The 12,627-nt window shown below is 71.4% G+C and carries 11 protein-coding genes; 10 read left to right on the forward strand and 1 reads right to left on the reverse strand.

All coding sequences use genetic code 11. The features are described 5' to 3' along the window. Positions 1 to 28 precede the first annotated feature (28 nt). The 10 genes from AC067M_RS22515 (at position 29) to AC067M_RS22560 (ending at position 11,815) form a co-directional block, all read left to right on the forward strand. A complete protein-coding gene (locus AC067M_RS22515; RefSeq protein ID WP_478698792.1) occupies positions 29 to 907 on the forward strand; it encodes a TatD family hydrolase in 879 nt (292 codons plus the stop codon). Positions 908 to 1,039: 132 nt separating this feature from the next. After that, positions 1,040 to 2,407: a ubiquitin-like domain-containing protein gene (locus AC067M_RS22520; RefSeq protein ID WP_478698793.1), complete on the forward strand. Its 1,368-nt coding sequence runs from the start codon at positions 1,040 to 1,042 to the stop codon at positions 2,405 to 2,407. Between the two features lie 129 nt (positions 2,408 to 2,536). Further along, positions 2,537 to 3,397 carry a 16S rRNA (adenine(1518)-N(6)/adenine(1519)-N(6))-dimethyltransferase RsmA gene (gene rsmA, locus AC067M_RS22525; RefSeq protein ID WP_478698794.1) on the forward strand — a complete coding sequence of 287 codons (861 nt, stop codon included), beginning with the start codon at positions 2,537 to 2,539 and terminating at the stop codon, positions 3,395 to 3,397. Then, positions 3,394 to 4,287: a 4-(cytidine 5'-diphospho)-2-C-methyl-D-erythritol kinase gene (locus tag AC067M_RS22530; RefSeq protein ID WP_478698795.1), complete on the forward strand. Its 894-nt coding sequence runs from the start codon at positions 3,394 to 3,396 to the stop codon at positions 4,285 to 4,287. Before rsmA ends, AC067M_RS22530 begins: the two co-directional genes overlap by 4 nt. 177 nt (positions 4,288 to 4,464) lie before the next feature. Beyond that, positions 4,465 to 6,267: an ABC-F family ATP-binding cassette domain-containing protein gene (locus tag AC067M_RS22535; protein WP_478698796.1), complete on the forward strand. Its 1,803-nt coding sequence runs from the start codon at positions 4,465 to 4,467 to the stop codon at positions 6,265 to 6,267. A gap of 210 nt (positions 6,268 to 6,477) precedes the next feature. Continuing rightward, positions 6,478 to 8,337 (forward strand): outer membrane protein assembly factor BamB family protein, encoded by a 1,860-nt coding sequence (locus AC067M_RS22540; RefSeq protein WP_478698797.1) that lies wholly within the window; start codon positions 6,478 to 6,480, stop codon positions 8,335 to 8,337. A 58-nt stretch (positions 8,338 to 8,395) separates the two neighbouring features. After that, entirely contained in the window at positions 8,396 to 10,261 is a 1,866-nt protein-coding gene (locus AC067M_RS22545; protein ID WP_478698798.1) for an outer membrane protein assembly factor BamB family protein, read from the forward strand. Between the two features lie 203 nt (positions 10,262 to 10,464). Then, positions 10,465 to 11,154, forward strand: coding sequence for a helix-turn-helix transcriptional regulator (locus AC067M_RS22550; RefSeq protein ID WP_478698799.1), 690 nt, complete (start codon positions 10,465 to 10,467; stop codon positions 11,152 to 11,154). 52 nt (positions 11,155 to 11,206) lie between these two features. Further along, positions 11,207 to 11,353 carry a hypothetical protein gene (locus AC067M_RS22555; RefSeq protein ID WP_478698800.1) on the forward strand — a complete coding sequence of 49 codons (147 nt, stop codon included), beginning with the start codon at positions 11,207 to 11,209 and terminating at the stop codon, positions 11,351 to 11,353. A 273-nt stretch (positions 11,354 to 11,626) separates the two neighbouring features. Further along, positions 11,627 to 11,815: a DUF397 domain-containing protein gene (locus tag AC067M_RS22560; protein WP_478698801.1), complete on the forward strand. Its 189-nt coding sequence runs from the start codon at positions 11,627 to 11,629 to the stop codon at positions 11,813 to 11,815. Between the two features lie 422 nt (positions 11,816 to 12,237). On the opposite strand, the gene AC067M_RS22565 is transcribed toward AC067M_RS22560, so the two are convergent. Then, positions 12,238 to 12,609: a hypothetical protein gene (locus AC067M_RS22565; RefSeq protein ID WP_478698802.1), complete on the reverse strand. Its 372-nt coding sequence runs from the start codon at positions 12,607 to 12,609 to the stop codon at positions 12,238 to 12,240. Between the last annotated feature and the right edge of the window lie 18 nt (positions 12,610 to 12,627).

Below are 12,627 nucleotides of genomic sequence, written 5' to 3' on the forward strand. Positions count from 1 at the left end.
GGGCGTGCCCCTTTCGTAGGATCGGGGCATGCCTTCGAAGAACGACAAGAACGCGGCGCCGCCGCTCCCGGAGCCCCTGCGGGTACCGGTCGCCGATTCCCACACCCACCTCGACATGCAGTCGGGGACCGTGGCGGAGGGACTCGCGAAAGCCGCGTCCGTCGGGGTCGCCACCGTCGTGCAGGTCGGCTGCGACGTGAAGGGCTCGCGGTGGGCCGCCGAAACGGCCGCCGCGTACGAGAGCGTCCACGCGACGGTCGCCCTGCACCCCAACGAGGCACCGCGGATCGTGCACGGCGACCCCGACGGGTGGTCGCGCCAGGGGGCGCGCGAGCCGGGCGGCGACGCCGGCCTCGACGAGGCGCTCGCCGAGATAGACCGCCTGGCCGCGCTGCCCCACGTCAAGGGTGTCGGCGAGACGGGCCTCGACCACTTCCGCACCGGCCCCGAGGGCAAGGCGGCGCAGGAGCGGTCCTTCCGCGCCCACATCGAGATGGCCAAGCGGCACGGCAAGGCCCTCGTCATCCACGACCGCGACGCCCACGCCGACGTCCTGCGCGTCCTCAAGGAGGAGGGCGCCCCCGAGCGCACCGTCTTCCACTGCTACTCCGGCGACGCCGAAATGGCCGAGATCTGCGCCCGCGCCGGCTACTACATGTCCTTCGCGGGCAACGTCACCTTCAAGAACGCCCAGAACCTGCGCGACGCCCTCGCCGTCGCCCCGCTGGAGCTGGTCCTCGTGGAGACCGACGCGCCCTTCCTGACGCCGGCGCCCTACCGCGGGCGGCCCAACGCCCCGTATCTCGTGCCGGTGACGGTGCGTGCCATGGCCGCCGTGCGCGGCATCGACGAGGACACCCTCGCGACGGCCCTCGCGGCGAACACGGCCCGCGCGTTCGATTACTGACCGTACGGAGGCTTCGGTCACGGACCGTACCGACTGACTGTCCGTAGTCGCGTCGCTTTGGAGAGTGACCACCGCTCCGCTAGGTTCTGGAGGCCCGATCCGGACCCCTCTGGCCTTCTGGAGCGTGTCGGCGTGAGCAAGTACCAGACGTTCGAGACGTACGGCCCGACCGAGCCGTCCGCCGACTCCGAGGCGCCCGCCGCCGACGTGCACGGTGCGGGAACCCAGGTGTACGGGGTCTGCGCGGCGCCCGGGACCTACGAGGACACCTACCGGCCCGCCTACGAGACCCCGGGGCTGCCGTTACCCCGCCATGCGGCCAGTCCCGAGCCCGCGTCCGGGCTCGCGCGCGCCACGGCGGGGCGGCGCTCCGCGCGCCGGCGCAGGGCGCGGTACGCCGAGCGCGTCGACGGCCCGCTGCGCCGACTGCTCCCGCAGGCGCTGGTGGTCGCCTTCCTCGCCGGCGGCACCACCGCCTTCGTCGCCGAGGACAGGGCGATCGAACTGACCGTCGACGGCAAGACGCGCACCCTGCACACCTTCGCCGACGACGTGACGGAACTGCTCGCGGAGGAGGGCGTCGAGGTCGGGGCGCACGACAGGGTGGCGCCCGCCCCCGGCTCCGAGCTCACCAGCGGCGACGAGATCGCCGTCCACTACGGGCGTCCCGTACGGCTCACCCTGGACGGGCAGCGGCACGAGGTGTGGACGACGGCGCACACGGTGGAGGAGGCGCTGCGACAGCTCGGGGTGCGAGCGGAGGGCGCCTACGTGTCCACCGCGCGCCACCTGCGCATCGGGCGCGAGGGACTCGCGCTGGACGTGCGCACCGAGCGCTCCCTGACGATCATGGCGGACGGCCGGGCCCGCACCCTGCGCACCAACGCCGCGACCGTCCGCGAGGCCGTCGCGCAGGCCGGGATCACCCTGCGCGGCCAGGACACCACCTCCGTCCCGCCCGGCAGCTTCCCGCGCGACGGCCAGACCGTCACCGTGCTGCGGATCACCGCCACGAAGGAGGTCCGTGAGGAGCCGATCCCGTTCGCGGTACGGCGCACCGAGGACCCCTCGCTGTTCCGGGGCACGCAGGTCGTCGACCAGGCGGGCCGGCCGGGGCTGCGCCGGATCACCTACTTCCTGCGCACGGTCAACGGGGTACGTCAGAAACCGCGCCGGACCAGGACCGAGGTGGTGCACGAGCCACGGACACAGGTCGTGCGGGTGGGCACCAAGCCGCTGCCGACGTCGACGGGCGGCGCGGACCGGCTCAACTGGCGGGGCCTCGCGGTCTGCGAGTCGGGCGGCCGCCCCGACGCCGTCGACCCCTCCGGCAACTACGGCGGCCTGTACCAGTTCGACACCCGGACCTGGCAGAGCCTCGGCGGCACCGGACGCCCCCAGGACGCACCGGCGGCGGAGCAGACGTACCGCGCGAAGAAGCTGTACATGCGGCGCGGGTCGGCACCATGGCCGCACTGCGGGGCTCGCCTGCACGGCTGAGGGCTCGCATGGCGGGGCGGGACGACGGCCGGGCCGGGCCGGGGGTCGCCGGCGCGGCTGAGCGCCCTCACCTGTCACCCCGCGTGATCGCGGTCCGGACCCCGTGGCCCGCCCCGTACCCTTGTGCCCGTGAGCAGCCCCACCCCTGATGCCCTGCTGGGCCCCGCCGACATCCGTGAGCTGGCGGCCGCGCTCGGCGTACGCCCCACCAAACAGCGCGGCCAGAACTTCGTGATCGACGCGAACACCGTCCGCCGCATCGTCCGCACCGCCGACGTCCGCCCCGACGACGTGGTCGTCGAGGTGGGCCCCGGGCTCGGCTCGCTCACGCTGGCGCTGCTGGAGGTCGCCGACCGGGTCACCGCCGTCGAGATCGACGACGTGCTGGCCGCCGCGCTGCCCGCCACGATCACCGCCCGGATGCCGGAGCGCGCCGACCGGTTCGCGCTGGTCCACACCGACGCGATGCACGTCGCCGAACTGCCGGGACCGCCGCCGACCGCGCTGGTCGCGAACCTCCCGTACAACGTGGCCGTGCCCGTCCTGCTGCACATGCTCGAGACCTTCCCGACCATCGAGCGCACCCTGGTCATGGTCCAGTCCGAGGTCGCCGACCGGCTCGCCGCGGCACCCGGTTCGAAGGTCTACGGCGTTCCGTCCGTGAAGGCCAACTGGTACGCCGAGGTCAAGCGGGCCGGTGCCATCGGCCGCACTGTCTTCTGGCCCGCGCCCAACGTCGACAGCGGGCTGGTGTCGCTGGTGCGGCGGAGCGAGCCGCTCAAGACCACGGCGTCGAGGGCGCAGGTCTTCGCGGTGATCGACGCGGCGTTCGCACAGCGCCGCAAGACGCTGCGGGCCGCGCTCGCCGGGTGGGCCGGGTCGGCGGCCGCGGCGGAGAAGGCACTGGTCGCGGCGGGTGTCTCCCCCCAGGCGCGCGGGGAGTCGCTGACGGTCGAGGAGTTCACGCGGATCGCGGAGGCGGCCCAGTGAGTGTCACCGTGCGCGTGCCCGCGAAGGTCAACGTCCAGCTCGCCGTGGGGGCCGCCCGCGCGGACGGCTTCCACGACCTTGCCAACGTCTTCCTCGCGGTCGGCCTCTACGACGAGGTGACCGTGACCCCGGCCGCCGAACTCACCGTCACCTGCGAGGGCCCGGGCGCCGACCGGGTCCCCCTGGACCGTACGAACCTCGTGGCCCGCGCGGCCGAGGCGCTCGCCGGGCGATACGGGATCGACCCGGCCGTGCACCTCCACATCACCAAGGACATCCCCGTCGCCGGGGGCATGGCGGGCGGCAGCGCGGACGGCGCGGGCGCGCTGGTCGCGTGCGACGCGCTGTGGGGTACGGGGGCGTCCCGCGAGGAACTCCTCGACATCTGCGCCGAGTTGGGCAGTGACGTGCCGTTCAGCCTGGTGGGCGGGGCGGCCCTGGGCGTCGGACGGGGTGAGACGCTGACGGCCCTGGAGGTCGGCGGCACGTTCCACTGGGTGTTCGCGATGGCCGAGCGGGGGCTGTCGACACCGGCCGTCTTCCGCGAGTTCGACCGGCTCGCCGAGGGCACGGACGTCCCCGAGCCCGTCGCCTCCGAGCGACTCCTCGACGCCCTGGCCGCCGGCGACCCCGACGCGCTCGCCGCGACGGTCTCCAACGACCTCCAGCGCGCAGCGCTCTCCCTCTACCCGGAACTCACCGCCACCCTCACGGCAGGCCGCACGGCAGGCGCACTCGCCGCACTGGTCTCGGGCTCGGGCCCGACGACGGCGTTCCTCGTGCGCGACGCGGAGTCGGCGGCGAAGGTCGCGGAGGCACTGGGGACTTCTGGAACATGTCGGACCGTACGTGTCGCGTCGGGACCGGCGCGGGGAGCGACGGTGGTGTGACGCTCCGCCCAGCCGACCAAGGGCGCGGGGCTGTACCGACAGGCGGCTCCGCCGCGTGGACGTGACCAGCCACCGCGCACCCGCAGTACCCGCAGCTGCCGAACCACGCACCCCGGACCCCCTGGGCGCGAGCCGACTACCCTGGAGGGTCGATCCATCCCCCCGGGCAGGAGTGAAATGGCCGTCAACCTGGTCAATGTCGAGAACGTCAGCAAGGTGTACGGCACCCGTGCCCTGCTCGACGGCGTCTCGCTCGGCGTGTCCGAGGGGGATCGGATCGGAGTGGTGGGCCGCAATGGGGACGGCAAGACGACGCTGATCCGGATGCTCGCCAAGCTGGAGGAGGCGGACACCGGCCGGGTCACGCACTCCGGTGGGCTGCGGATGGGCGTGCTGACGCAGCACGACTCCCTCGACCCGGAGGCGACCGTCCGCCACGAGGTCATCCGGGACATGGCCGACCACGAGTGGGCGGGCAACGCGAAGGTCAGGGACGTACTGACCGGGCTGTTCGGCGGCCTGGACCTGCCAGGCTTCCCGCAGGGTCTCGACACCGTCATCGGCCCGCTCTCCGGCGGCGAGCGACGCCGTATCGCGCTCGCCAAGCTGCTCATCGACGAGCAGGACATGATCGTCCTCGACGAGCCGACCAACCACCTCGACGTCGAGGGCATCGCCTGGCTCGCCCGGCACCTCCAGGTGCGCCGCTCCGCGCTGGTGTGCGTCACCCACGACCGCTGGTTCCTCGACCAGGTCTGCACCCGCATGTGGGACGTCCAGCGCGGCACCGTCCACGAGTACGAGGGCGGCTACTCCGACTACGTCTTCGCCCGCGCCGAGCGCGAACGCATCGCCGCGACCGAGGAGGCCAAGCGGCAGAACCTGGTCCGCAAGGAGCTGGCCTGGCTGCGCCGAGGGGCGCCCGCCCGTACCTCCAAGCCCCGCTTCCGCGTGGAGGCCGCCAACGAGCTCATCGCGGACGTACCGCCGCCCCGGGACAGCTCCGAGCTGATGAAGTTCGCCTCCTCCCGGCTCGGCAAGACCGTCATGGACCTGGAGGACGTCACCGTCCAGGCCGGTCCGAAGGTGCTGCTGAAGCACGTGACGTGGCAGCTCGGCCCGGGCGACCGTATCGGCCTGGTCGGGGTGAACGGCGCCGGGAAGACGTCCCTGCTGCGGGCCATGGCCGACGCCGCCCGCAGTGAGGGAGAGCGCCAGCCTGTCGGCGGCCGGGTCTCCGTGGGCAGGACCGTCAAGCTCGCCTACCTCTCCCAGGAGGTCGCCGAACTGAATCCGGCCCTGCGCGTGCTGGAGGCCGTGCAGCAGGTCCGTGAGCGCGTCGACCTCGGCAAGGGCCGCGAGATGACCGCCGGGCAGCTGTGCGAGACGTTCGGGTTCAGCAAGGAGAAGCAGTGGACGCCGGTCGGCGACCTGTCCGGCGGTGAGCGGCGCCGGCTCCAGCTGCTGCGGCTGCTGATGGACGAGCCCAACGTCCTCTTCCTCGACGAGCCCACCAACGACCTGGACATCGAGACCCTGACCCAGCTGGAGGACGTCCTCGACGGCTGGCCCGGCTCGATGATCGTCATCTCCCACGACCGGTTCTTCGTCGAGCGCACCACCGACAAGGTGTACGCCCTCCTCGGCGACGGCGCGCTGCGGATGCTGCCGCGCGGTATCGACGAGTACCTGGAGCGCAGGCAGCGCATGGAGGAGGCCGCGGCCGCCGCCGCGCCCGTGGCGAGTCGGCCCGCCCCGGAGAAGAACGCCGCCGACCAGCGCGCCGCCAAGAAGGAACTCCAGCGGATCGAACGGCAGTTGGACAAGGTCTCGGAGAAGGAGTCCAAGCTGCACGCGCGGATCGCCGAGAACGCCACCGACTTCGCCAAGGTCGCGGAACTCGACGCCGAGCTGCGCGAGTTGGCCGGTGAGCGGGACGAACTCGAGCTGCGCTGGCTGGAACTCGCCGAGGACGCGTAGGCGGCGCGCGCGCCGCGTGAAGGGGGCGTGAAGGCGCATAACGGGGGTGTCACGGCCCGGTTCGCCCTTGGGAACAGCGGCGGATCCGGGCCGCTGCGCTGTCAGTACCGGGTGATAGAAAGAGCCGTCTGTAACTGCCTGAGTACGACTCTGAGTCCTTCACGAACCTCAGGGCGTGGCTAAAAATCAGTGAGCGAGGGGGACACGCTGATGACTCAGCCGCCCAACCAACCGCCCGAGCAGGGCGGTTTCGGAGCACCGCAGGACCAACCGCCCCAGCAGGGCGGCGGCTTCGGCGCGCCCCAGACCCCACCGCCACCCCAGGGCCCACCGCCGGCCGCACCTCAGGGCCCACCGCCCGCCGCACCTCAGGGCCCGCCCGCCCAACAGCCCGGTTACGGCTACCCGCAACAGCCTGGCCCCTACGGCCAGCCCAGCGGCCCGTACGGCCCCCCGGGCACCCCGCAGCCAGGCCCGTACGGCCAGCCGCAACAACCGGGCCCGTACGCCCAGCCGCAGCAGCCGGGTCCGTACGGCCAGCCCCAGCAGCCCGGCCCGTACGGCCAGCCCGGCTACGGCTACCCGCCCCAGCCCCAGTTCCCCGGCGCGCCCGGCACCCCGCCGCCCGGATCCGGCTCGCGCAACCCCTTCAAGGGCAAGCCCGCGATGGTGATCGGGGCCGCGGTGGCGGCGCTGCTCGTCATCGGCGGCACCGTGTGGGCCGTATCGGGTGACGACGGCGACGGCGAGAAGAAGCCGGTCACCCAGCAGAGCGACGACGCCAAGCCCACCGCCACCGAAAGCCCGGTCAACCAAGGTGACGGCAGCGGCGACGGCGGCGAGGACCTCGAGGACTTCAACGCCGACCGGCAGGCCGGCGAGGCGAAGGTGCTCTGGTACAAGGAGGCGCCCGACGCGCCCGGTTCCGGCGCCGACGCCCCCGGCATGTGGATCACCGACAAGGCCGCCGTGAAGGCGGCCTACAAGGACCTCGTCGCCTACGACGTCGGTAACGGCACGCCCACCTGGGACGCCATCACCTTCAAGGAGAAGATCTGCGCGGTCACTCCGCAGCAGACCTCCGACAACAAGATCGTCGTCGCGTACATGAGTGGCTCCAGCGACCGCGCCAAGTGCAACCAGCTCCAGCAGATCGACCTCAACACCGGCGAGAAGGGCTGGAGCGGCACCGTCTCCGACGGCGAACTGTTCGACAGCGCGCTCAGCATCGAGCTCTCCATCACCGGCAAGACGCTGATGGTGGGCCGCTCGCAGTCCGGCTCGGCGTTCGACGTGGAGACCGGCAAGAAGCTGTTCGACAAGAAGAAGTACGGCGACGCCTGCTTCCCGACCGCGTTCGCGGGCGGCGCGAAGCTGATCTCCGTCGCGTCCTGCGACGCCACCGGTGCCAACGAGCACGACGAGATGCAGGAGCTGGACCCGACGACCGGCAAGGTCAAGTGGACCCAGAAGTTCGACAAGGGCTGGACGGTCTCGCACACCTTCTCCGTCGACCCGCTGGTCGTCTACAGCACCAACAAGGACAAGAACGCCTGGAACATCGCCACGTTCAAGTCCGAGGGTGGCTTCCGCTCCCAGGTCGGTTTCGACGAGGACTTCGCCCCCGACTGCGGCTTCACCGTCCTGCAGCGCGACCTCACCGGCTGCGAGAGCGTGGCGTCCGACGCCGCCACCCTCTACCTGCCCACCGAGGCGAAGAGCGGTCCCAACGAGATCGTCGCCATCAACCTCGCCGACGGCAAGGAGAAGTGGCGTGTGAAGTCCCCGACCGACGAGTCGATGGTGCCGATCAAGGTCGAGGACGGCAAGCTCGTCGCGTACGTCGAGCCCTCGTACGACGCCGCCGGGCAGATCGTGTCGATCCCGACGATCGGCAGCAGCCACAAGACGTCGAAGCTGCTGCAACTGCCGGAGGCGACCGCCGAGATCGAGAACAGCTTCTTCTCGCGGGACATCGACTGGGTCGACGGGCGCTTCTACATCTCCAGCACGCGGCTGTCGGGCAGGGACGAGGCGAAGGAGAAGCTGATGCTCGCCTTCGGCAAGTGAGCCGGCCGACGCCTCATCCCCGACTTCTTCCGCTCCGTCTCCCCGAGGTACCCACACCATGACCCAGCCGCCGCCCCCACCACCCAACCAGCCCCCGCAGCAGCCGGGCTTCGGCGCGCCGCAGCCCCCGCAGGACACCCCTCCGCCGCAGCAGCAGCCGGGCTACGGCGCGCCGCAGACCCCGCCCGCCCCTCCCGGCCCCCCGCAGCCGGGCTACGGCTACCCGCAGACCCCCCAGGTGCCACCGCCCGGCCCACCACAGCAGCAGCCGGGCTACGGCTACCCCCAGCAGGGCCAGCCCCCACAGGCGCCGCCCGGCTACGGCTTCCCCGGCCAGCAGCCGAACCCGTACGCGACGCAGCCGCAGCCGCCGTACGGCCAGCCACCCCAGCCGAACCCCTACGGCCAACAGCCGGGCTACGGCTACCCGGGCCAGCCGACCATGCCGATGCAGCCGCAGGCTTCCACCGGGGGGCGGAAGTTCAACGCGCAGGTGGCGATCATCGTCGGCGCGGTCGTGGCGATCGCGCTGATCATCGGCGGTGGTGTCTGGTACGCCTCGTCCTCCGGTCACGACACCAAGAAGGACGACACCGCGAGCTCCAACGGCGGCACCGGGGGCAAGGACGACAAGGGCGGCTCCGGCGGCACGTCCTCCGGGGGCAAGGAGAAGGCACCCGCCGACCCCAGCGCCCAGGTTCTCTTCAAGGTGCCCTCGCCGCAGGTCGGCGAGGACGACAGCGCCTCGGTGAACGGCTCCTGGCTGACCGACAAGGCGTACGTCAAGACGGGCTTCGCCGAGATCGTCGGCTACGACCTCGACAAGGGCACCAAGCTGTGGACGATCAAGCTGCCCGGTGAGGTGTGCCAGGCCAGCCGGTTCGCCACGGACGACGACAAGACGGCGATCGTCTTCCGGCCCAAGATGTCGTCCAAGAACGACACCGCGGGCTGCAGCCAGGTCGCGGCGATCGACCTCTCCGGCGGCAAGAAGCTGTGGGAGAAGACCGTCGAGTCCGGTGACTACCCGATCACCTTCGACAACGTCACCGTCAGCGGCAAGACCGTCGCCGTCGGCAGCAGCGACGGCGGCGCCGCCTTCGACATCGGCACCGGCAAGGTGCTGTGGCAGCCGAAGCAGACCGACACCTGCTACGACGACGGCTACGGCGGCGGCCCCAAGCTCGTCGCGGTGCGCAAGTGCGGCGACTACGAGGCGCGCGAGCTGCACATCCAGACCATCGACCCGGCCTCCGGGAAGGTGATCTCCGAGTACAAGCTGGCGAAGGGCATCGAGTACGCCAGCATCGTCTCCACCGACCCGCTGGTCGTGGCCGCCGACGTCGGCGACAGCGCCGGTGACGGCAGCGGCATCTCGGACTTCTTCTCCATCGACAACAAGACCGGCAAGCTGCGCACCCGCATCTCGGCGCCGGGCGACTCGTACGCGGCCCGCTGCGACGGCATCACCAGGATCGAGTACTGCACGGGCCTGGTCGTCGGCAACGACCGCCTCTACATCCCGACGGAGGAGCACGACGGCACCGGTGAGTACAGCCGGACCAACGAGATCGTCGCGTTCGACCTGGGCACCGGCAAGCAGACCGGCCAGCGCGCCGACGCCGGGGACGGCTTCGAGATCACGCCGCTGCGCATGGACGGTAGCAACCTGATCGCGTACAAGCGCCCGCCGTACGACGAGGGCGGCCAGGTCGTCACCATCGAGGGCGGTTCCTTCAAGCAGACGAAGCTGCTGCAGAACCCCGACACCGAGTCGGTGCGGGACGTCGAGACCAGCATGTCCCCGGACTACTCCGAGATCCTCTACGCCCAGGGGCACCTGTTCATGTCGCAGGTGTACGCGGACTCCTCCAGCGGCGGCGAGAAGGAGTACCTGGCGGTCGGCTTCGGCACGAAGAGCTGACGCCCTCCCGCACCGTCGACCCCGTCCCTGCTCAGGGGCGGGGTCATTCACTTACCGCGCATCACCCTCGAATGAGCGGTATTTCGGCGATCCAGGGCACTTCTCACGAGTAGGGGAAGCGCAACGTCGAACAAGCGTGTAGCTTCCGGGGGCATGAAGGGCGGGGGTGCCGGGGGGCGCCGGGGGACTGGGGGGTTGGCTCGATGGGAGTGCGGCTGATGGTGGTCGACGACCACCGACTGCTGGCCGAGGCACTGGCCTCGGCGCTGAAGCTGCGGGGACACCGCGTGCTGGCCGCGGCGGCACCGGCCGCAGGCGCGGCGGAACTGGTGATCACCCGGGCACCGGAGGTGTGCCTGCTCGGTACGGCGACACCGGCCGAGCCGGGCATGTTCGACCCGGTGGTCCGTATCAAGCGGGAGCGCCCGCAGGTGGCGGTCCTGGTCCTGGGTCCGGTACCGAGCCCCCGAGGCATCGCGGCAGCCTTCGCCGCGGGCGCGTCCGGCTACGTACGCCACGACGAACGCATCGAGGGCGTGGAGCGCGCGATCATGAAGGCGAGGGCGGGCGAGGCGGCGGTGGCTCCGCAGCTGTTGCAGGGAGCGTTCGCCGAACTGCTGAACCCGGCGGCCCAGCCGGACGACGAGGGCCAACGCCTCCTCGAAATGCTCACCCCACGCGAGATCGAGGTCCTGGTCCGAGTAGCCGACGGCGAGGACACCCGCCTCATCGCCGCCGGAATGGGCATCGCTCCCTCAACCGCCCGCACCCACGTCCAACGCGTCCTCATGAAACTCGGCGTCGGCTCCCGCCTGGAGGCAGCGGCCCTGGCGGCGAGGACGGGCCTACTGGACCGAGCGGGCCCTCACCCGGGCTCGACCCCGGACGCGTAGGCCCGGGACGGCTCGACCTGGGCGCGATCGGAGGGTGTGTGCCACACCTGCGGTGCCCAGCCCTGCTCTTTGCCTGGCCAACCTTGTCCAGCTGGCCGGTGGCGCCGCCCTGTACCGCGTTGAGCCGAGGCTCCACTGCTGGGGCTCGGACCGGATCGCCCGCGAGCCCGAGGGCGCCTACGTCTGCTACGACTTCTGAGCGGGCCACGGTTTCCGAGCGGGCCGTCTCTCAGCGGCGGGCCGCAGAAGCCGCGCGATCAGCAGGGCGGTAGGAACCCGCCGCCAGCCGCAAACGAAGCTCTCGAGGCCACCGGTCACCTTGCGGCCGGTGTCTGGGCCAGGACTCCGGGGCCTTGGCGGGCATTCAAGGGTGGCCCGCAGGGCCATCGGCGCAGCCGACGCGAAGCGCCCTCTACTCGGGGCGCGGAGGCACGACACAGACGTAGAAGCGGGCGGCCCGACGGTCACCCCCATGAAGCATGCCCTGCGCTGGCAAAAGTCCACGTTCTCGGGAGGCGGCGAGGGCAACACCTGCGTCGAACTCGCCGCCACCCCCACGACCCTTCACCTCCGCGAGAGCGACACCCCCGCTACGGTCCTCACCACCACCCCAGCCGCCCTCGCGCACCTCCTGGCAGGCATACGTACCGGCTCGCTCTGAGGCCCTCCGAGAGTGTTCGGAGCCGTTTCAGCTGCGCTTCCGCATCGATGAACAGAGTGCCGGTGGGGGCGTCACGCAGCACAGAGTCCAGTTGGCGGAGCGGTCCGCCCATGTACATCATCGACGCGTCGGCACCGGCGAAGCCGACCGCTCGCCGAGGAGGTACGGGAACAGGGCCGGGAGGAGGGCCGCGTCGATGCGCTCGCCAAGGTGACTCTCAGCATCCTGCGCTGGCGCGGCCTCGACTTCCGACGCCGTGCGCGAGCGTGTCGAGGCCTGCACCGACATCGACCAGCTCACGGTCTGGTCCGAGCGAGCCGTCCACGCCAACGAGGCCGACGAACTGTTCGCCGCGGAGTAGCCCCCCTTACAGCGAAACGGGGCTGGACCTCTCCCCTGCGGCTCCAGCCCCGTCCCATCCGCTACTCCGGCGCCCCCTTCTCCTCCCCCACCGGCAACGGCGGCGCAGGCACTGCCATCGGCCTCAGCCACAGCCACGCCAGGAAGAAGATCCCCAGGGCCAGCATCCCCAGCCCCGTCCAGAGGTTGATGTTGATCCCCTGTGCCTTGTCGATGTCGGCGTCGCTGTCGGTCAGGCCGGTGATCGTGAGGATGACGCCGTAGAGGACGAACAGGCCTCCGATGATGCGGCGCAGGTCGAAGATGCGGGCCGCCGTCGCGGACTTCTCCTCCAGCTCGGTGACCTCACGCTGGACATCCGCCTCGGAGTACCCCGCCCGCCGCAACCGCTCGGCCGCCTCGGCGCGCTCGTCGGGTTCGAATTGCTCAGCCATGGTTCTTCCATCCTCCCG

The sequence above is a fragment of the Streptomyces sp. NPDC043427 genome, assembly GCF_056436655.1.

Excerpts from the sequence above, each read along its gene's own strand:
- AC067M_RS22550 (WP_478698799.1), top strand. The coding sequence starts at position 10,465 with ATGGGAGTGCGGCTGATGGTGGTCGACGACCACCGACTGCTGGCCGAG.
- AC067M_RS22515 (WP_478698792.1), top strand. The coding sequence starts at position 29 with ATGCCTTCGAAGAACGACAAGAACGCGGCGCCGCCGCTCCCGGAGCCC.
- AC067M_RS22545 (WP_478698798.1), top strand. The coding sequence starts at position 8,396 with ATGACCCAGCCGCCGCCCCCACCACCCAACCAGCCCCCGCAGCAGCCG.
- AC067M_RS22560 (WP_478698801.1), top strand. The coding sequence starts at position 11,627 with ATGAAGCATGCCCTGCGCTGGCAAAAGTCCACGTTCTCGGGAGGCGGC.
- AC067M_RS22535 (WP_478698796.1), top strand. The coding sequence starts at position 4,465 with ATGGCCGTCAACCTGGTCAATGTCGAGAACGTCAGCAAGGTGTACGGC.
- AC067M_RS22540 (WP_478698797.1), top strand. The coding sequence starts at position 6,478 with ATGACTCAGCCGCCCAACCAACCGCCCGAGCAGGGCGGTTTCGGAGCA.
- AC067M_RS22565 (WP_478698802.1), bottom strand. The coding sequence starts at position 12,609 with ATGGCTGAGCAATTCGAACCCGACGAGCGCGCCGAGGCGGCCGAGCGG.